The following is a 22,501-nucleotide window of genomic DNA, read 5'->3' on the forward strand; positions in this document are numbered from 1 at the left end:
AACTATAGTATTAAACTTCCTATTTGATAAACGGCAAACGACATTAACCATGCCAAGCCTGTGGTGTATACTACTGTAAATATGGCCCATTTCCACGAGCCTGATTCTCGTTTAATTGTAGCAATAACACCAATACAAGGGAAGTAGATTAAGATAAAAACTAAGAAACTAAAAATAACGATAGGAGTAAATGTTTTACTGCCATCTGCATTTTCGGCATTCTTAATATTAGTGGTTAGTGAGTTGGTCTCATCATCTGCATCAGCTTGGTAAATTACAGCCATGGTACTTATTACCACTTCTTTTGCTGCCACACCGCTGAGTATGCTAACCCCAATTTTCCAGTCAAACCCTAACGGACGAATGGTTGGTTCAATAAACTTTCCAATTCTACCAATATACGAATGCGCTTGTCTCTCAAGCGTAATGCGTTTGTTTATTTCGTTAACTTGCTTGCTGTGTTCTAAAGTAAAACTGTTAATATCACTTTCTTGTTCATTATAGTTTACCTCTTTCTCAAAATGATTATTCAATTCTGTTTTTTGAGCCTCAAAATCCTCAGAGAAAACTACATCTTTAGGATAATTGTGCAAAAACCAAATAATAATTGAGGCAACCATAATTATGCTACCTACTTTTTTGAGGTATTGGCCACCTTTATTCCACATGTGCTTAATGGTACTTTTTAAAGTAGGCATTCTGTAAGGAGGTAATTCCATTACAAACGGAACGTCCTTCTCGCGAAATAAAAATCGTCTGAAAATATTTGCCATTATAATGGCTAGTAAAATGCCAAGTCCGTATATGGCAAATAATAAAGTACCAGAATGTTCAGGGAAGAACGCTGCCAAAAACAATATGTAAACTGGTAGTCTTGCACTACAACTCATAAATGGGTTTATCAAAATTGTAATCAACCTGTTGCTTTTATCTTCAATAGTACGGGTTGCCATAATGGCTGGCACATTACAACCAAATCCCATTATTAATGGGATGAAAGATTTGCCATGCAAGCCCATTTTATGCATGAGTTTATCCATAATAAAGGCGGCTCGCGACATATAACCAGAATCCTCCATAAAGGATATGAAGAAAAACAGAATGAGTATGTTGGGAAGGAAAACAACTACACCGCCCATACCACTTATTACGCCATCAACCAGTAAGCTTTTAAACGAGCCATCGGGCATAATGCCGTTTAGCAAGTTCATTAAGGATTCAACACCTAACTCAATCCAATTCATTGGATATTGCCCCAAAGTAAAGGTACTCTGAAACATGAGCCACATAAAGAATAAAAATATAGGAAAACCCCATAGTTTATGAGTTAAGAAAGCATCAATTAGTTCTGACCTGCGAACCCTTGTTTTAGAGCTTTCTTGATAAGTTTCTTTTAAAGCACCTGCAATAAAACCATATTTGGCATCTGTAATAATAGTTTCCGAAGTGTCGTTATATTCCTCTTCAATATCTTTAATAACCTTTTCAGTAATCTCCTTAAGGTGACTATTTATAGGTTGATTTAAATACTTTCCATATAGTTCTTTATCGCGTTCGAGCAATTTAATAGCTAAAAATCGATGCGATATGTTGTTTGGTATATTTCCACTAAGCTGAAATTCTTGGCTTAGTTTTTCAATGGCACCTTCAATTGTTCTACCATAGTTAATTCTAACATGTCGTTTGTTATGGTTTGTATCTTCATAAACATCAATAATTTTATCAAATAATTTATCAAGACCTTTATTTTTAGAACTAATGGTTGGCACAAAATTAAAACCAAGCATTTCGCCTAGTTTTTCATATTCAAATTTGTCGCCTTTTTTCTCAAACTCATCGAACATGTTTAAAGCACCTACAATTCTAACATCCATGTCGATAAGCTGGGTAGTTAAAAATAGGTTACGCTCAATGTTTGAAGTATCTAATACGTTTACTACAATATCAGGTAACTCTTCAATAATGTGTTTTCTAACGTATAATTCTTCAGGAGAGTAGGCTGATGCCGAGTAGGTTCCCGGTAAATCAACAATGTTAAATTTGTATCCTTTGTGTGTAAAGTTCGCCTTTTTTGATTCAACAGTAACTCCACTATAGTTTCCTACGTGCTCTTTTGAACCACTTACATAATTAAAAAGTGTTGTTTTACCGCAGTTTGGGTTTCCAACTAAAGCAATGTTTATTGATTTTCTTTTTTCTAAAGCAGTTTCTTGTAGAATCTTATCGCTTATGGTACCGAAAAATGGTGTCTCTTGAATTTGTTGCGCATCTTCTTTAGTAACAATTTCTACTAAATTGGCCTCGCTTCTTCGTAAAGAGATTTTATAATCCATTATCTCATACTCAATGGGATCTTTAAAGGGTGCGTTTTTTATTACGGTAACCTTTTTTCCTTTAACAAAGCCCATCTCCAGGATTCTTTTTCTAAAGGCACCATGGCCTTTAACCTTTACAATGACTGCACTCTCTCCTGTTTGTAAATCTGATAACTTCATTAAGAATTCAAAAATATGTTTTTTGATGGTTTAGTGAGAACCACAAAAATACACATCTACTATTAGTATGGCAATACCTATATGTAGTGATTTTGCGTTTTTGTTAAAGAAGATGTGGATTATTAATATGTTTGTGAACAGAAATTAATAAAAGATATACTTTATGAAAGATTATATAAATGAGAATACTGTAAATATTGCGGTACAAGTGTTACCGGTTTCAAAAACTAAAGACTCTTATGATTTGGTTGATAAAGCCATTGAGATTATTCAAAACTCAGGAGTGAAATATATTGTAACTCCTTTTGAAACTGTGATGGAAGGAAAATATCCAGAGTTGATGAATATCGTGAAGGATGTTCAGAATGCTTGTTATTTGGCAGGTTCAGAAAAAGTGATGTGCTATGTTAAAATTCAATCGGTATTGAATAATGATGTAACTATAGATGATAAAGTAGGGAAGTATAAGTAATTAGATAAGACATTAATAAATAAAAAAAGCTGCATAGAGCAGCTTTTTTTATTTAATATAAATCTGAATTTTATTTCAAATCTAAAGAGATGGTTTGTGTCTCAAAACCTTCAGCTTTAACGTTTACTTTTAGAGTTCCTTTAGTTTTATTAGCTTGAATAATTGCTAAACAACGTCCTTTATCAGTTACTATAGAGTTCGATTGGAAATCTTGGTTGTTATGGTCAGCACCAGTATCTACTCCTAATAAACGAGCGTCGCCCACAATCTCAAACTCAACTTTTGTATTCTCGGTTTTTACTTCTCTTCCTTTTTCATCAACTAGTTGAACAACTAAGTGCGATACATCATATGCGTCAGCTTTTAATGTTGATTTATCTGGAGTAACCCTTATACCAACAGGTTTTGTTGTTGTGTGTAATTCGGCAATGACTTCTTGCCCTTCAAATCCTGCTTTAGCAGTAATAGTACCTGCTTCGAATGGGATGGTCCAACGGAAAATACGGTCGGGGCATTCTGACATACTTTTACGACCCATTGAGCGACCATTTACCAATAGTTCTGCAATTGTGTGGTTTGAGCAAATTTCAACAGTTACCATTTCGCCTTCTTCGTAATTCCAGTGCATGTTTGAATCTCTCCAACGATATGCACCACTGTTTTCTGGTAACTGCTGTCCTGAAATACTAGTTCTCTTAAAACCTGATTCACTCAATGGTAATGTACCAAGTGAAATATGTGGTTTGTTAACCCAAATGCTTTTAAAGTAATTCCATCCTTGAACTTTAAATCCTGCGATGTCTAATAAATCAGACCATCCACTTTTTGATGGCCAATCACCATGGCGTTCTCCAATGTAGCCAATACCAGTCCACATATAAATACTAAATACCCCTGGATTCTCAAGTACCATTCTCCAATCGTCCCATGTTCCTGGGCACTCATTAATGGTTACTTGTTTGTTAGGGAAATGCTTCTGCGACCATGGAATATCAAGGTTTCTGTAACTAAAACCAGGAACGTCAACGGCGTGTCCATAACCAGTTACCATACTCACGTGAGGAATCACAAGGTTGGTAGTTGTGGTTCTACTAGGATCAAGCTCTTTTACCCAACCATTTAGTTTCTGTGCAGTTTCGTGTAGTTTGTATTCTGTTTTTTCAATTTTATCGTAACGTTTTTTCAATTCCTCAGGACCATACATTGGAGCACTTCCCCAATATTTACCTGAGTTTTGTGGTTGCTTAGGATCTTTCCAGAAACCGGTTACATAACGATAATGTAAATAGGTCCACTCAATTTCGTTACCAATGCTCCATTGGAAAACCGAAGGGTGGTTACGATCACGAAGAATAGTACGCGTTAAATCGCTTTTTGCCCATTTTTGAAAATGTCTGTCATGACCTCTAGTAATATAATCATCGTGTCTATCGTGATAGTTCTGACGCTTATCTTTAGCATAATCAAACTCATCGAAAATCTCATCTTGAACCAAGAAGCCCATTTCATCACATAAGTCTAAAAACTCTTCTGAGAAAGGATTGTGCGAAGTTCTGATGGCATTAACACCACAAGCTTTCAACTCCTTAAAACGACGTTCCCAAACGCCTCTTGGAACTGCGGCTCCTACTAATCCACCATCGTGGTGAATACAAATACCTTTAACATCCGTTTCAACACCATTTAAGAAGAAGCCTTTTTGTGCCTCAAAACGAAGACTGCGAATACCAAAAGGCGTTGTGTACTCATCAACTACTTTGCCGCTTTTTGAAATTTGTGTTACGGCCTTATACATATTAGGTGTATCAGGAGTCCATAGCGCAGGATTACTTACTTTAAAGTTTTGAGTAAAGGCCTTTTTATTCTTTTTCCCCAGTTGCGCATCTTGACTAGCGCTTGCTACAACTGTACCCGCTTTGTTAATAAGTTGGGTAGTTATAGTAAATTCACTTTTATTGTTTAAGTCGTTTTCTACACTTACTTCTAATTTAACAGTAGCTTCATCTTTGCTTACCTCAGGAGTTGTTAAGTAAGTACCCCAAATTGGAATGCGTGTTTTATCAACGGTAATTAATTTTACGTTACGGTAAATTCCACTACCTGTATACCAGCGGCTATCTGCATATCTTGAGTGATCAACATGAACGGTAATAATATTATCGCTTCCGTCAGAGCTTAACAAATCCGTTAAGTCGAAATAAACAGGAGAGTATCCATAAGGGTTTTCACCTAGTTTGGTTCCGTTTAACCAAAATGTAGCGTTATTATAAACACCATCGAATAACACAAAAGTGCTTTTCTCGTTTTTATCAACAGGTGTAGCAAAATGTTTTTGGTATACACCAACGCCTCCTGGTAGGTAACCAGTACATCCTTCTAAAGTAGAATCGAAAGATGCTTCAACACTCCAATCGTGTGGTAAACGAATATCTCTCCAATCGGCATCAGCCATCGGAATTTTTGTTGGAATGGTAGTGTCTTTTTGAAGACTAAATTTCCAATCGAAATTGAAATCTGTTTCGCGCTCTACTTTTTCTTGCTGTTGGCAGGATGCAAAAGCAATCGCTAAGATTAGTACTAATAAATTTGAAAGCTTCATGTATTATTTCTTTTAAGTTTTGTCTTGTGCAATACTACCACATAAAGCTGAGTATGGTTTTCTTGTGTGAATAGATAAAAACTAGACATGCTTTGAATTGTTTTATACCTAGGGGGGCAAATGAATATTGAAGTAGGGGGAATGATATCTCTAGCTTTGAAAGATGTGTTATAAATGAATTACTTATGGAGTAGCGAACATTTGCATGTTGCTTTTTAACAAGTTTTCTGCAACAAAAAAAACTTTTTTAGGTAGACTTGTGCACACATGTTCATTAATATTCTATGTTTCTACGGGAAAAGATAAAAATTTGGAGAAGGCAAGTATGGCGTTTGTTTTGGTATCATTTGGCTTTTTGGAATTTGGCTTTATTCCTTTTCGTATTCCTTACGGGAGATGCTTCATTGTTCTCTAACTTTTTTAGCGGTGTTGTTGAAGAATCAGAGTTGCCTGTATACTTGCAAATATCTAGTGTAGCTTATATTATTGCAACGCTAATTGCCATTTCTGAATCTCTATTTTCAGATAGAGTAATGCGAAAACTTCCAAATTTTATGATTGTATTACCAAGGGGCGTTTTTTATGTTTTTATAGCTTATGCAGTAATCTTTTTTTCCACCACAAATTATAAACTGGTTGCCGAAATCAGATCACTTGAAGACTTTGCAGCTTTAACACCTGAACTTACCCTGTATCACATCAAACTTCTGGTATTTTTTGCCATTGCCTTTATTATCAATTACCTCTTTAAAGAGATGTATAAAAAAATTGGAGTTGCCAACTTTCGGTATTGGGTTACAGGGCAATTAAATAAACCGCGCGAAGAAAAGAGAATATTTATGTTTGTTGATATGAAATCGTCAACTACACTGGCGGAGAAACTCGGGCATAAGCGTTTTAGTCATTTGGTGCAAGATGTTTTTAACGACCTCGCAATTGTTGATAATTATGAGGGCGAAATATATCAGTACTTGGGTGATGGGGCCATTATAACTTGGAGCAAAAAGAGTGGAACAAGAAACAATAATTGTATAAGAGCCTATTTTGCTTTTTTAAGAGTTATTGAAAGGCGTAAAAGATATTATAGTAAAAGATACGATGTTGAACCTAAGTTTAAAGCCGGCTTACATTATGGTGATACTATGGTGCTTCAGGTGGGTAATGTAAAAAGAGACATATCGTATAATGGAGATGCTATAAACACTGCGGCTCGTATTGAATCTATGTGCAATGAATATAAGCAGAGTATATTATTATCAGGGCTATTGTACGAAGGCTTAGATCCGAAAGATGGTTTTGATTTTAAGGAAGTAGGAAATATAAAGCTCAAAGGTAAAACTAAAGGCACGCAGATATATTCGGTTAAGCAAAATAAAAAGAAGAAAAAGAAATTCTTGTACTAAATGACACGAGTTGCAGGAAGAAGGATCGTACACTTCGAACTATGTTTTAATGTTTGATTTGAGATGGCCCAAATTTCTTGATGTTAGATGCCGAATGAGTAAATATTTAGATAATTTCAATATTTTTACTGATCAATACCATTCGCGATTATATGTTCAAAAAATCTCATCTTTTAATTAAGTGTATCCTTATATTTCTTTGTTTAGCAATAGAACCTATCAGTGCATCTAGTACACTTAATTTTAATAAACAATATAGCATAGCAGATGGTCTATCGGATAATGGAGTAACCCTTGTTTTTCAGGATAGTAGATCATACGTTTGGATTGGTACCTATAACGGACTGAATAGATATAACGGTTACGAATTTGAAGTTTACAAAAATACACCTCACAAGAAAATTTTAGCAGGCAGGCGCATTCGATCTTTTTGCGAGGATGCAAAAGGAAATATTTGGATTGGTACCGAGTATGGTGTTTCTGTATACAATTACGAAAAAGATTTCTTCTTTACGCTTCAAACACCCAAAGCTTATGCATCAAAAAGTCTTATAGTTAGGAGCATTGTATTCGATAAGTTAACCGATAAGATATTTTGTGCTACAGAAAAGAGTGGGATTTTAGTATACGAATCTGATTATAGTTTTTCTCACAGAATATCGTTTTCAGATGATTTGGGTTACATTATTTGCGGAAAGAATAGTCAGTCCAATATTTACTATGGAGGTTCAAAGGGCTTAATAGAGTTTGATAAGGCTTCAGAAACATGCAGACTTATTGAAACATCATCAGTCGGAAAAATTCAAGATTTAGTATTTCTTAATGATAGCAACTTATTGTTAGCTTCTTCTAATGGAATTATACATCTCCAAAATGAAAAAAAGTCTGGTGAATGGTTGGTTCATAATCAATTTGAGAAAGACTATTGTTTTACTTCAATCTTGAAAGGTGCAAATAATAGTTTTTGGCTAGGTACTTTGCGCTCGGGTTTATTATTTGTTGATGATGTATCTTCAATATTGAAAGATCAAACCTTATTAAAGCAACAACTTTCAAAAGGAATTAGTAGGGTAAGCAGTATTATAAAACTTAGTAATAATAGTATATGGGTAGGCAGTTTTGATATGGGAGTGTTTCAATATTCGTATCAGCCCAATATCTATAAATATATCAATTCGTCAAATGAAAATTTTAGAGTTGATAGAATTCAGCATATTACTCAATCAGACTCTAGTTCAATTTATCTGGCAAGCAATAGTAAACTCATAAAATACAATAAGCAAAATAACGAATTTGAGTCATCAGATATTAACTTCTACAAATGGTTGAAGAAACAAATTAGTAAAGTTTTTATCGATTCGAATAATAGAAAATGGGTTTGTGTGGGTACGCAATATCTATATTTAGTTGATGCAACAGGAGAGGTTTTGTTTAATTTAACCGCTCAATTTCCATCTTTAAATAGTATTAAAGCTATTAGTGAAGATGATAAAGGGCAAATTTGGTTAGCTACGGAGAGTGATGTTTTCAGAATTGTGGTTGGTGAAAGTGTTGATGTGTTATCATTAAAAGAGGCAGGAGTTTTCAAGGAGAAGTCATTTAATCATATCAATAACATATATGTAGATCCACTATATCCTGATTTATGGCTAACTACATATTATGAAGGTTTGGTTCGAATTACGAATATTGATAAGGACGAATTTGCATTTGAGCAGTTCGTAAATATTCCAAACGATAGCTTAAGCATACCTAGTAATTTTGTTACATCCATTGTACGATTACCTAATAAGCAGCTGTGGATTGGCACTGAGGGTGGTGGTTTGTGCGAGCTTAAAACAAACAATAATAAAACTAGTTTTAAGGCCTTTACTGAGCGCGATGGTTTGAGCAATAATATTGTAAGAAGTATTCTTACGAAACACAATACACTTTGGGTTGCCACAAATAATGGTTTAAACATATTAAATACCGATAATGCGGCTATTACCAAATTAAATACCGATGATGGCTTACCCTTTAATTCATTTCGATTGGGGGCTGCTAAACTTCAGGATGGTACAATGTTCTTCTCGGGTTATAAGGGCTTTTTCTACTTTAACCCCGATGATATTAATACTAAAAAAGATATTCCGAACCTCGAATTTGGTGCTTTAAAACTCAATAATAGAATTATTCATCCTGGAGATACTGTCGCAAATAGAGTTCTATTGGATAAAAGATTGAATGAGCTTGATAAAATTGAATTGAATTATAACGAAAATGTATTCTCTATAGAGGCAATTCCTTTACACTTATCAGCTCCTAATTCACATTATTTACAATATAGGCTCTTACCTCTGAATAAAAAATGGATTGAAGAACGAACCAGTCAGAGATATATTAATTTCAACGGTTTACCTCATGGCGATTATACCTTAGAGGTGAGAGTTTCAAACATTAACAAAGAATGGTCAGAGGCAAAAACTTTGCATATAAGAATTAAGGCTCCATGGTGGGAGTTAATGTGGGTAAGGTTATTAGTGGTGTTTATAATAGTTCTAGGAATCTATATTGCGGTTAAAACCCGATTTAAATTAATTCAGTTAAACCACAAGGTTGAATTAGAGCAACTAGAGAAGAAAAATGTAGAAGACTTAAACAATGCAAAACTGCGATTTTTCTCTAATATTTCGCACGAGATTAAAACGCCACTTACTTTAATATCTGGACCAGTAGGTGTTTTGCTCGATCGGTTTAAGGCACAACCAAATATTAAGGATAAGCTTGATATGATTCAGCGTCAATCCATAAAAATAGCACAGTTGGTTGATCAGGTTCACGATTTTCAACGTTCAAATGCCAATCAGTTAGAGTTACAAAAGTCGCATTTCAAATTCGATGAATTTATAAAACAGTTAGTCAGTCAATTTGAGTTTGTTGCTACCACCGATAATAAAAAGCTTGTTTTAAAGGGACCAAGTAATGTATATGTATGGGCCGATGAAAATAAGTTAGAAAAAGTAATTAATAATTTATTAAACAATGCACTTAAGTTCACCGATTCTGGTGATACTATTGTATTTGAGTTTGAGTTGAGTAATTCCGATTTGTTATTTAAAGTTACGGATACTGGTTGTGGGATAGATCCCGATGCATTGCCTTTTATTTTCGATCGTTTTTACCAGGCTGGTAAAGCAGGTAAGTCTTATGCAGGTGGTTCTGGCATTGGTTTGGCATTTGCAAAAATGTTGGTTGAGATGCATTATGGAAGCATTAGTGCATCAAGCGTTTTGTCGGAAGGAACATGTATTACAGTGCGATTACCCATTGTTGAAAATGAGGATATTGACCTTATTAAGAAGATGGAAAATGAGGTGTTATCCACTGAAAAGAGTTCTGTCACCTATAGTTTCCTGTCGGGAGATACTGAGGATGAAAATATACAGGTGAATTCTGATTTCGCAGATGCGCTCATCTTTTTCGCTGAAGATAATACTGAGTTACGTCGTTTTGTGGTAGATACCTTAGGCCAGTTTTATAATATAAAAGCCTTTGAAGATGGACAACGCTTGTTGGAGGCAATGAATCATCAATGGCCAGATATTATTATTAGTGATCTAATGATGCCAAATTTAAATGGGTTTGAGCTTTGTAAAAATGTAAAAGCAGAAATAAAAACCAATCATATCCCTTTTATTTTACTAACCGCTTCGTCTTCTCTTAACGATCAAATAAAGGGATTAGAAAAAGGAGCAGATTTGTATATTAAAAAGCCATTTAATATGCAGTATTTGGTTACAAGTATCGATGCATTATTAAAGAGCAGAGTACAATTAAGGGAGCGTTTTCAAATGGAAGTTCCTTTAAAACTAGATAGAGGAGATAAACAATCAGAGAATAATTCTTTCCTCACAAAACTTTACGAATTATTAGATGAGAATTTATCCAATACAGAGCTTGAACTCGATAGCTTAGCAAGTGCATTATTTTTAAATCGTACCTTTTTCTATCAAAAAGTAAAGGCACTCACCAATCAAACACCATACGAATTATTAAAATCTTACCGAATTAAGAAAGCTGCATTTTTAATGATAAATGAGCGTTTATCTGTTCAAGAAACTTTTGAACAAACTGGTTTTAAAAGTCGTGCTCATTTTAATAAAATGTTTAAGGATACATACGGAGTTTCTCCAAGTCAGTATATGAAAAATAAGCTGTCAGAAGAATAAGTTCTTATTATTTTGTGAATCGTGTTTTAACAATATTTATTTTCATAGATGCATGTATTATAGTGATTTGTGTTCCTGTTTTACTCGGGAGTAACTAGTCTTTATGTACGAGTAAGTCTTTGTGCGCATCATTTGCCTTTTTTGTTAAACCATTTTAAGCAATAGTTTTTTGCAGGATGGTTAATGAATGAAAAAAATGTTTTTATGAAGTAAATCTTCGGTTTAAAAAGATACCACTTTAGAGTTTTAGAGGTATGCTATTGGATTTGAAGAAATGCATCAAAAGCCCACACGAAAGCAAATATTAAACACATGAAAAGAAGAGATTTTTTTAAGAAGGCAAGCGCGGGTGCTGTAGCAGCAACTATGGTTCCTGTTATTGGTAAAGCAGCCCCTGCTCCTGAGCTTTTAGGTGACCGAAAAAATGATAAATGGTACCAAGTTGCTACCGGCAAAATGGCAAAGCCTGATCGTAAGCAAACCCTTGAATACGATGTTGCTGTAATTGGTGGCGGAATGGCAGGTATTTCAGCAGCTGTTTCGGCCGCTCGTAATGGCGCCAAAACCGTTTTAGTGCAAGATAGACCTGTTTTAGGAGGAAATGCATCTAGTGAAATGCGTGTTACTGTAAATCAAGGAAGCCATAAGGAACGTGAGTCGGGTATTGTTGAAGAAATATTAATTGAAAACTGGGTTTATAACCCTCAGGATTCTTATCCTATTTGGGATCATGTGCTTTACGGATTTGTAACACGTCAGCAAAACTTAACCTTAATGCTAAACACCCAAGCGATTGACGCTACAATGGATGGGAATGTTATTAAAAGTGCTATTTGCTGGGGAAGTACTAACGAAACAGAATTTACCATAAATGCCAAGCAATTTATCGATTGTTCAGGCGATGGCTTGTTAGCTGCCATGGCTGGTGCAGAGTATAGAACAGGGCGCGAGTCAAAGTCTGAATTTGGCGAAGATCATGCACCTGAAAAAGCCGATGGTTGGACAATGGGCGATTGTATTATGATGGTTACAAAAGATATGGGAGTTCCTGTACCTTTTAAAGCTCCTGATTATGCAATTCCATTTGATTATGAAGCTGCATTTAAAGATAAACACCGCAGAATTAAGCAAGTTAAAGAAGGTTATTGGTGGGTTGAAGTGGGTAATGAGTTCGATATTATTGCCGACCGCGAAAATATCAGACATAAGTTAATGGCTTATTTTTATGGCGTTTGGGATTACATTAAAAATTCAGGAAACCACCCTGAGGCCGAAAATATAGCATTGGATTGGGTAGGTTCAATTCCTGGTCGTCGCGAGTCGCGTCGTTTTATAGGCGATACGCTTTTAAATCAGGTTGATTTATCATCGGGTAAAATATTTGATGATGCCGTAGCTTTTGGCGGATGGTCTTTTGATGAACACAATCCTGGCGGGATTGAAGATTTATCTCAACCGGCGAGTTATTTTCATAAAGGGATTAAAGAGTTGTACCAAATTCCATACTCAGCCTTGTATTCGCGTAATATTGATAACCTTTCCCTTTCAGGTAGAAATGTTAGTGTAACGCACATGGCATTATCATCTACGCGTATTATTGGAACCTGTTCCACAATGGGCCAGGCCACCGGAACAGCTGCCGCAATGTGTGTAGCTAAAGGTTTAAATCCTCGCGATATTCGCAATAAACATATCAATCAGTTGCAAGAGCAGTTATTAAGAGATGATGCATTTATACCTAAACGACCAGCTAAGGATGTTAATGATTTGGCTCGAATAGCCGATGCAATTATTGGTTCATCAACGCTTTCGGGCGATACTAAATTGCTAGTTGATGGTATGTCGCGCGATAGGAAAGATGCAATACACCATTGGGAGGCTGAAGGATTAAACGCCGAATTAACTTTAGAATGGAAAAAACCTGTTAAGATATCTCAGGTTGAATTAAAAGGAGAAACTGTTGTGTCGCGTAAAATGATGATGCATAAAAATCCTGAAAAGTATACAAGACAAGGACAAATAAAAGCCGTGCCACCAGAACTTATAAAGACTGCAAGTATTGAGGCTAGAGTAAAAGGGAAGTGGATTAAAGTGGCGAAAATAGAGGATAATATTACACGCTTGATGAAGACCAATTTTGAACAAGTTAAAACAACAGCTATTCGTATAAAGTTTGAAGAAACTTGGGGATACGAAAATGCAAAACTTTACGAAGTTCGTTGTTATTCTTAATTAACTGATTAAAGCTTATAGGTGTGTGCTTGCACACACCTTTTTTATTAACTGAGTATGAGAGTTTGTGTTTTTGTAAAGTGTCTAATTGTAATAATATTGTCCTCAGCATGGCAATTTTCATCTTTTCAGGATACACCCAATTCTGATTCTTATCGAGTTACCATAAGTCACCCAGGGAGCATCGAAAAAGGTACTTCTATTGGTTTGAGGGTAATCAAAGACAGTAATAATATGCCCTCTGCGTATTATGCAGTGGTGAAATCAGTTTATTGTTATGATGAGGTTTGTAAAATTGATCCGGTTACAATTTACTGGAATAGTATTGGCGAATACCTTCGTTACGAATTACCGCCAGATGTATATCTTGAGAAATATGAAGGTGAGGCTTTTGTAAAAACAGATTACGAAAAATTAGATCGCATTCTTCATGATGAAAATTCGCCCTTTAAAGATTTGAAGATTGATGAAATTACAGCTTCTTACTCAAGGCACATAGAAGAAGGAATTGATGCAATTTCTGGAGCAACCATTGTTGATTTAGATGAAAGTTCAACCATTGAAGGTTCAAGTTTAACTTGTTATACCCTTTGGCATTGGGCTAATGGTAGTATAAAAGATAAAATTCAAGAAATTACAGCCAAAAATATTAGCTCAAATCAGCTATTACATTTATTGAATAATAGTGAAGCTTATCAATCATTTGCCATAAAGCATCTCACAGTTAGAAAGGCTTATGGCGAGAAAATTATACGTCAGATGACGGCTTATTCTTCTCAGGCATCAAAAGTAAATTTAAATGAGTTTGTTAAATACGCAGAAGGAGCTCCTGATGATATTTATTTTAATATGATTGATGCATTAATGCCAAAGGCAAATTCAAAGCAACGCGTTTCTTATCTTAGTTCGCTTCGAAAGACTAGCTATTCAATCCCTAATGGATATTACACAAAACTCAGTTCTCAATTAGCCGATTATCTCAATTATCAAGAAGTAGATTTGTTAATTAGTTTAATTGAAGATAAAAATGAAATAAACAGTGAGGTGCTTCAAAATGTATTTTTACTTTTAGATAAGGAAATTCTTGTAGCCCGAAGAGCTTATTATTTTCTAATTAATCAACAGCTTAATAAGGAACAATCAAAGCAGCTTAATAAGTTTTATAAAAAGAATAAAGACTATTTATAGACTCTAACAAAATTATAGTTAATCTAAAATCTATTGAAAAATGATCACATTTTTAATTTGTATCGCAGCTCTCATAGTTGCATACTTTGTTTACGGAACCTATATTGAAAAATGTTTTGGCGCCGATCCAAATAAACCAACTCCTGCCATTACCAAAAACGATGGTGTTGATTTTGTACCTCTTAAGTTGAGTAAAATATTTCTAATTCAGTTTTTAAATATAGCTGGTCTGGGGCCAATTTTTGGTGCCATAGCAGGTGCCTTATGGGGGCAGGTGGCCTTTTTGTGGATTGTATTCGGATGTATTTTTGCAGGATCTGTGCACGATTATTTCTCAGGTATGCTTTCCATTCGTCATGGGGGAGAGAGTATTGCTGAAATTGTTGGCAAGTATTTAGGCCTAAGTGTTAAACAATTTATGCGAATATTTTCAGTGGGTTTACTAATCATTGTAGGTGTTGTGTTTGTTAAAGGACCTGCCACAATATTGCAGGGCATAACAGGTGGAGATTTAACCGTAATAATGGTAGCAATTTTTGCCTATTACCTATTAGCAACCATGATTCCTATTGATAAACTAATAGGAAAAATTTACCCTTTATTTGGGATGTCCTTATTAATTATGGCTGTAGGTTTATTGGTAACCATTCTTTATCAGGATTACACCATTCCTAATTTGAATATAAGTTCTTTTCAAAATTTTCATCCGTCACCTGAGAAGTACCCAATCTTTCCAATGTTATTTATTACAATTGCATGTGGAGCTATATCTGGTTTTCATTCCACGCAATCACCATTGATGGCTCGTTGTATTTCCAATGAAAGAGATGGTAAAATAATCTTCTTTGGAGCAATGATAACTGAAGGTATTGTTGCATTAATATGGGCTGCAGTTGCCATGGCATTTTTTGGTGGTGTGCGTGAATTAGGTGCAACAATGGCCGAGCCTGGTCATAATGCCGCATGGGCAGTTAATACCATTTGTAATACCATGTTAGGCAAGATAGGTGGAGTTTTGGCATTAATAGGAGTAGTGGCTGCACCTATAACTTCGGGAGATACGGCTTTTAGAAGTGCAAGACTTACTATCGCAGATTCTTTAAACTTAAATCAGGGTAGTTTACTTAAAAGACTATGGGTAACCATACCTATATTTATTGTGGCTCTAGCATTAACCCAAATCGATTTTGCGGTAATATGGCGTTATTTCGGATGGGCAAATCAAGTATTAGCAACAATTGTTTTATGGGCAGCAACAGTATATATGCATACGGTAAAGAAAAAGGCGTGGTTTTTATTAATACCATCCATGTTTATGACGGCCGTTGTATCAACCTATATTTTAGTGGCACCTGAAGGTTTTGGATTGCCTTATGTTTTATCTATTTCTGTTGGAATTGGACTTGCCGTTATTTTAGGAGGATGGTTTATTATAAAACACCTTAGTATGGATAAAGAAAAATATTAAATGAAGATTAATTGAAAGATAGTTAGGTAATCATAATTGTAGGCCTGATTATTGAAAGCCCTAATTTGTTAATATCAGATTAGGGCTTTTTTATGTTTTGAATACCCCACACGTTCGCGCGTTCAATGTCATTAAGTTAAGAAAACTCACTTTTCTGACAAAGAGTCACTTTTTACCACCATACCTAAACTTTGTACCACCATACCTTGCCTTTTTATGATCATACCTCGCCTTTTACTGACAAAGAGTCGCTTTTTGCTACCATACCCCAACTTTACAGCCTCATACCTTACCTTTTCAGCTTTAGACGACCCGAATATGTGATAAAGGCATTTTTATTTTAGTTCTAAATTAACATATGTAGATGTACATAATTAAAGTTTTGCTATTTTCATAGCCAAATTGTGTAATCCCACTTGCGTATATATTGCCATTTAAGGTGAGTATACAGATATACTCTATGATGATATATGCATAGGGTGAGTATATAGAACATACGGTAGAATGATATACGCATATGGTGAGGATATAATTAGTTACAAAACATTAAAACAGACTGCAAACAATAAAGTAATGAGTGATAATACGATTCAAATTCGGGAAAAAGAAAACCCGCCAAGGAAGAAAGAAGAGTTTAGTAAACTGACAATTACAGTAAGCATAAATGGAGAGCCCAAGAACGATAAAACATGTAAAAGTACTTCATTGAAAATGCCAAAGCCTTTAGTGAAAAAAGTAGAAGGACCATTTATTGAAGAAGGAAAACTTGTTGAAGAAATGATAGAGGGGCAAGAGTATATCTTTAAGGCTACGGAATTTCAAAAATCTACTATGTCACCTATAAAACATATTTGGTGGGCGGAAAAAATTGATGATGGAGAAATAACTGACTTAGAATATAAAAAAGGTGAGAATCCATATTTAGATGATAAGAAAGTTGTATGTTTTAAATACAAAGCAAAAAAAGGTAAAAAGATAAGGATATATGCTTATGTAGTAAGTCCTGCTGAAAGGGTTAGTGTTGAAGTTCCGATAGTTTCGTTTCCGTTTTGTGTTGACAGATTTAAAGTTCCAGGCTTAAATCCATCAGGAACAAATATTTCACAGGATTTGACATATGGCAAAGGGGTTGCGACTAAAACCATAGATAATGTATATGATGTAGATTCTGTCAAACAATTTATAAAGGAATATATTAAGAGTGGTTTTGATGTTGATAAGCATGCAGCTTTTGCAAATATTGAAGGTTTAAAAGAAAATCCATTTGATGAGCCTTTTAATTATTCAAGTCCATCTGAAGGTTCTGACCATTTTGCTAATGTACAAAGAGATATTGATGCTCAAAACAATGCAAAAATGATGAAAATAGCTGATGAATTTGATAAGGCCAATTATCCTAAAGCCATTTATTCAAAAGAAAGAATATATAATGCCAGAGCTTGGTTAATTGAGAATTGGGTTTTTGAAGCATCAGGTAAGGATGTTAAAGATTATCACGAAGGCAATTTAATGTTTTGGGACACAAGTGACGAGAATATTTTTAAAGCCTTTGAAGATTGGGCTACACTATGTTACTCCTATGGTAATCTTGAAGGAAATATAAAACGAATGATAGCCAAATTCAAACGCAACGAAGGAGGTATTTATGAAGATTCTGTATTAACAGAAGATATAGCAAACCATAAAAGTACATTGGAATATTGCTCAAATGTAGAAGATTTTATTGCCGAGCAAATAAAGATAAGCAAAGGAAAATTATCCAACATAATTGAAACTGGAATTGATTACACCTATCAACACCGAGGAGATAAAGGTAAAACAACAGCGAAAGGAGCAAAGTTTGCAAAACCAACATTTGGTTCTCTTTTAGATACTATAAGAGGGGAAACGATTGCTTTAAATGATATATGGGCAACTGAAGTATATATATCAGGGGTTCAGTTCGACAATGATAACTATAAAGTAAGCTATGAGGTAACCTTATGGGATCACTTTGGGTTGGACATTACAGATATTGAAGATATCCCTAATACTATTCCTGTAGCAAAGGAAGCCTTTGCTGCTTGGTTTGCATTACAACACCTAAGAGGATACAAACCATTTATAACTAAAATGACTTTTACCAAAGAATTTCAAGGTAATATAAATGAGGGGAAAATAGAGCGTAATGATAAGAGAGAGGCTATAAAAACAAAACAAGCAAAAGAGAGAATTGATAATTTACCTAGTTTTAAATCCTTGTAAAGAGACTTATGAAAATAGTTATTTTTATTTTAGTTATAGTTTTAGCTTCCTGTACTCCAGAGGAAAGAATGAAAAATGATATAATGAGATTGGGACATCTTACGAAAATTTATGGTTTCAATAGTTTAAATGAAACTGTTCTACTAAAAAAACAGAAAGAGAACTATATCTATGACAGCATTATAATAGATTATTTATACAATCGTAGTTATTTAGCAACCGATTCTTTTGTTTGTGATACCACAGCAGATATCAAGAGTTTCTATATATCATTCTTCAAAGAAACTCCTTGCACCCAATATTATATGCATAATGGAGAAGATAAAAAGCACGAAATATATGGTGATGGCACAGGTAGAAATGGTGATTGTAGCGAGGACTGTATCGCATTTTATAGTTATCACCGTTCCGTAGATAATCCCAATATGTGGTATTGTAATCACCCAAAAGAAAGGAAAGATACCATATGGACTTGTAAAGAATAACGTTTTGTAACAATGCATCATAAGTAATGCGGGGAACGCAGTGTTTATGGAGGTTTGTGCGGTATTGTAGCCCCGCTAAAACTACGATTTGACGTGCTAATTAAAATTTGAAAGTTAACTGTAAAATCGTAGTTTTGGCTACTTAGTTATTTGAGACAGTTGTGGGTTAAATCCCGCACTACTCATATACTCACCGTTAGCTAATTTTAAAAAATGACAATCCGAGAAATATTAAATACGACTGAACGCAGGCCTTGGAAAATGCCGACTGAAAAATGGAAATTTTATCAAGAATGGAATAACGTAATATTTCTTCATTGGCAAGTAGAGTTATCTGAATTGAAAAAGTTTGTTCCAAAAGAACTTGAAATTGACCTTTATGGCGGAAAACCTTGGGTTTCTGTTGTGGCTTTTACAATGGAAAAGATAAGACCGAAGAACCTACCTTCTTTTGCACTAATTTCAGATTTTGATGAAGTAAATATTAGAACATATGTGAAAGCAAATAATAAAACGGGTGTTTACTTTTTGAGTATTGAAGGTGGAAAAAAATTGTCTTGCAAAGTTGCAAAAGCTTGTGAGTTACACACGTAACTCTTAAATAGTAGGTCTTTGTACGTAAATATTGTTAGATATTCATGAAGACCTGTTGCTTAGTGACACCAAGTTTAAACGTATAACGGAAATAAATGGATTTCTTCCAAAGTTGGTAGAAGCCATAATTAGAGATAAATCGCAATCAACATGAAGTAAGGTAGATGCGAAACGCGAATTAAGTGATGCTGTAACTGCATTACCACCTCTACCTTGCTTGTTGAGAGCTTTAGAAACTCAGGAGCTCGGTTTATTATAAAACACCTTAGTATGGATAAAGAATTATAATAAATGAAGATTAATTGAAAGATAGTTAGGTAATCATAATTGTAGGCCTGATTATTGAAAGCCCTAATTTGTTAATATCAGATTAGGGCTTTTTTATGTTTTGAATTCTCAATAATTTCTAGGATATTGTTAGGTGCAATGATTAAGTTGTTGAATGTGTGATTATTGATAATGGTTTGCAGTTTAAAAATCATCTATGCTTATATATGAAGATAATAAGTGTTAAATAGCATACCGTAAAAACTAAAAATAAATCTGAACTAGTTATTAACTTTATTAGTTATTAATATAAATATTTGAAACCTAAATTGGGTTTCCCAAATAGTCCAAATAAAAACAATATGTATAGTTGTAAATATCTATTAGTATCCTTACTAAGTATATTATTTCTTAGTGTTAATGCTCAGGATAATCCTGTTCGTCAGCGACAAAGCTTTAATTATAACTGGAAGTTTAGTTTAGGTGATAGTATTGCTTATAGCAGTAGCACTTATAATGATAGCACATGGAGGGAGTTAAGTTTACCTCATGATTGGAGTATTGAAGCTGATTTTTCTAAAAAACTGAGTGGCAGAAATGCATGGCTTCCCGGAGGAATCGGATGGTATCGAAAACAATTTTCGCTTTTACCGGAAGAAGAAGGAAGGCATTTTGAGTTGCAATTTGACGGTATTTACCGACATGCAAAAATTTGGATTAATGATATATATGTAGGTGTACAATACGATGGGTATACAAGTTTTTATTACGATATCACAGATTACCTTCATTTTGATAAGCCAAACACAATTGCTGTACGTGTAGATAATTCTGATCAACCTAATGCAAGGTGGTATACAGGCTCTGGGATTTATCAAAATGTGTGGTTAAATAAAGTGAATCCTTTACACATAAAGCATTGGGGAACATACATAACAACGCCTACCGTTAATAATCAAGAGGCAGAAGTTGACATTACTACCGTCATTGAAAATATGGGCGAAAGCAAAAAAATAGTATTAGAAACTACTATATATACGCCTGAAGGAACTAAGGTAGGTTTTAGAAAAACCAAGCCATTCGAGATTGGTCAATTTGAATCGGTTGAGAAATTTAGTGCCATCGTAATTCGTAATCCTTTTCCATGGTCGCTTGAAACACCTAATATTTATACTGCTGTTACTCAAATAAAAGAAGGTAATACAATAATTGATGATTATACATCAGAATTTGGAGTGCGTACCATCCGTTTTGATGCAGATAAAGGTTTTTTATTAAACGAGCAGAATATAAAACTAAAAGGAGTTTGTGTGCATATGGATGGTGGTCCATTGGGTGTAGTTGTGCCTAAGGCTGTTTGGCGCAGAAGGCTTGAAAATTTGAAAGAAATTGGATGTAATGCAATTCGTACTGCTCATAATCCTGCAACTCCTGAATTCTTGGATTTATGCGATGAACTTGGTTTTCTGGTTATGAATGAATTTGTTGATAAATGGGATGATGAAAAATGGGCAAATCCATTCTTCGAAATGGAATGGAAAAAGAATTTTGCCAGTACCATTGCCCGCGATCATAACCATCCTTCAGTTATAATTTGGAGTGTAGGAAATGAGAATTATTCGCCCGAAGATATTCGCCAAACAATAGGCTTAAAAAAGTATTGTAACTATGTACGATCATTGGACCCAAGCAGACCAGTAGTTTCAGGAATGGAAAGGGGAAAGGATACTGATGTTGCTGCAAAAGTTGATGCTATTATTGAGAGTTGCAAGTATATGGATTTAATTGCACTTAATTATGGAGAGCAATGGTGCAGTGAAATTGGAGAGCGTAAACCAGGAAAAGCTTATATCAGTACAGAGAGCTATACTTACTTCACAAGTGATCCTGAAAAGAGATTTGCCAACAACGAAAGGAGTCCGTGGTTTGATGTGCTCGAAAATGATTTCAATGCCGGATTATTTCTTTGGGTTGGAATTGATTACCTAGGAGAGTCGAAGAAATTTCCAAAAATCGGATCTGATAGTGGACTTCTCGATATTGGAGGAAATATTAAGGAAAGGGGGCGTTTTTACCAATCCTTATGGACTGAAGAGCCTATGGTAGAAATTTTTGTGTACGACGATGATCCTGATGATTTTTCAAACTCAGGTCGTTGGGGCTGGCCTTCAATGTCGCAGGCATGGAACTTTTTAAAAGGAGATCAATTAAACTTGGTAACTTACACTAACTGTGATGAAATTGATTTATACGTAAACCGACGTAAAGTTGGAACGCAACAAATGGCCGATTCTTTAAATCATATTATGAAATGGAAAGATGTAATTTATAAACCTGGAGTAGTTAAAGCTATAGGTAAGATAAAAGGAGAAGAGGTTTGCGAGTTCGAGATTCATACAGCAGGAATAGCTGAAAAAGTTAATGTTAAAGCAGATAATGAAATGCCAGAGTCATGGGATATAGTTCATGTTGAGGTTGAAGTTGTTGATCAGGACAATTTTGTTCTTCCAATTTATTCCGATGTGCTTCGATTTGAGATTGAAGGCGATGCTAAAATACTTGGTGTAACAAATGGAAATATGAACCGAGCACCTATTTATCCGGATAAAACAAAAAGTTTTGCGCATAATGGCAAGTGTCTTTTAATTCTAAAAATGGGCAAGGAGCCTAGCGATGTAAAACTTACAGTATCAGCTGTTGGTTTAGAACCTGGCATAATAGAAATAAATAAAACAGTTGTAGAAGAAATTGAAGAATAAACTTTAAAATAATCTGATTATCGAGTCCTTACAGGTTTTAATTGTAAGGACTTTTTTTGTGGGTAATTGTACTAACGTGTACAA

Annotated in this window: 12 protein-coding genes; 10 read left to right on the plus strand and 2 right to left on the minus strand. The window is 34.7% G+C overall.

Annotation, left to right across the window (positions count from 1 at the left end):
• Positions 1-2: 2 nt before the first annotated feature.
• Positions 3-2,495 (minus strand): ferrous iron transport protein B, encoded by a 2,493-nt coding sequence (feoB, locus tag A8B35_RS01190; protein ID WP_075601765.1) that lies wholly within the window; start codon positions 2,493-2,495, stop codon positions 3-5.
• A 163-nt stretch (positions 2,496-2,658) separates the two neighbouring features.
• Between feoB and A8B35_RS01195 the strand changes: the two genes are divergently transcribed.
• On the plus strand, positions 2,659-2,967 hold the full coding sequence (locus A8B35_RS01195) for a thiamine-binding protein (RefSeq protein WP_075601766.1): 309 nt from the start codon (positions 2,659-2,661) through the stop codon (positions 2,965-2,967).
• A 70-nt stretch (positions 2,968-3,037) separates the two neighbouring features.
• Here the strand turns inward: A8B35_RS01195 and A8B35_RS01200 are convergent, their stop codons facing one another.
• Positions 3,038-5,566 (minus strand): glycoside hydrolase family 2 TIM barrel-domain containing protein, encoded by a 2,529-nt coding sequence (locus A8B35_RS01200; protein ID WP_075601767.1) that lies wholly within the window; start codon positions 5,564-5,566, stop codon positions 3,038-3,040.
• A gap of 284 nt (positions 5,567-5,850) precedes the next feature.
• Here A8B35_RS01200 and A8B35_RS01205 point away from each other — a divergent pair, with 284 nt between their 5' ends.
• From A8B35_RS01205 to A8B35_RS01245, 9 genes are all read left to right on the plus strand, one after another.
• Positions 5,851-6,969 (plus strand): adenylate/guanylate cyclase domain-containing protein, encoded by a 1,119-nt coding sequence (locus tag A8B35_RS01205; protein WP_075601768.1) that lies wholly within the window; start codon positions 5,851-5,853, stop codon positions 6,967-6,969.
• Positions 6,970-7,121: 152 nt separating this feature from the next.
• Positions 7,122-11,180 carry a hybrid sensor histidine kinase/response regulator transcription factor gene (locus A8B35_RS01210; protein ID WP_075601769.1) on the plus strand — a complete coding sequence of 1,353 codons (4,059 nt, stop codon included), beginning with the start codon at positions 7,122-7,124 and terminating at the stop codon, positions 11,178-11,180.
• A 312-nt stretch (positions 11,181-11,492) separates the two neighbouring features.
• Positions 11,493-13,412: an FAD-dependent oxidoreductase gene (locus A8B35_RS01215; protein ID WP_075601770.1), complete on the plus strand. Its 1,920-nt coding sequence runs from the start codon at positions 11,493-11,495 to the stop codon at positions 13,410-13,412.
• 57 nt (positions 13,413-13,469) lie between these two features.
• Positions 13,470-14,600 carry a hypothetical protein gene (locus tag A8B35_RS01220; protein ID WP_139314777.1) on the plus strand — a complete coding sequence of 377 codons (1,131 nt, stop codon included), beginning with the start codon at positions 13,470-13,472 and terminating at the stop codon, positions 14,598-14,600.
• A gap of 40 nt (positions 14,601-14,640) precedes the next feature.
• Entirely contained in the window at positions 14,641-16,068 is a 1,428-nt protein-coding gene (locus A8B35_RS01225; protein WP_075601772.1) for a carbon starvation CstA family protein, read from the plus strand.
• A gap of 504 nt (positions 16,069-16,572) precedes the next feature.
• The gene (locus tag A8B35_RS01230; protein ID WP_075601773.1) at positions 16,573-18,312 is read left to right on the plus strand and encodes a DUF3289 family protein; all 1,740 of its coding nucleotides are present in this window, start codon (positions 16,573-16,575) and stop codon (positions 18,310-18,312) included.
• 68 nt (positions 18,313-18,380) lie between these two features.
• Positions 18,381-18,797, plus strand: coding sequence for a hypothetical protein (locus A8B35_RS01235; RefSeq protein WP_222844076.1), 417 nt, complete (start codon positions 18,381-18,383; stop codon positions 18,795-18,797).
• Positions 18,798-19,010: 213 nt separating this feature from the next.
• Entirely contained in the window at positions 19,011-19,391 is a 381-nt protein-coding gene (locus A8B35_RS01240; protein ID WP_083634256.1) for a YqjF family protein, read from the plus strand.
• Between the two features lie 629 nt (positions 19,392-20,020).
• Positions 20,021-22,417, plus strand: a complete 2,397-nt coding sequence (locus A8B35_RS01245) for a glycoside hydrolase family 2 TIM barrel-domain containing protein (RefSeq protein WP_075601775.1) — start codon at positions 20,021-20,023, stop codon at positions 22,415-22,417.
• Positions 22,418-22,501: the final 84 nt, after the last annotated feature.

Origin of the sequence: Saccharicrinis aurantiacus, from assembly GCF_001660705.2 — a bacterium.
GTDB lineage: Bacteria > Bacteroidota > Bacteroidia > Bacteroidales > Marinilabiliaceae > Saccharicrinis > Saccharicrinis aurantiacus.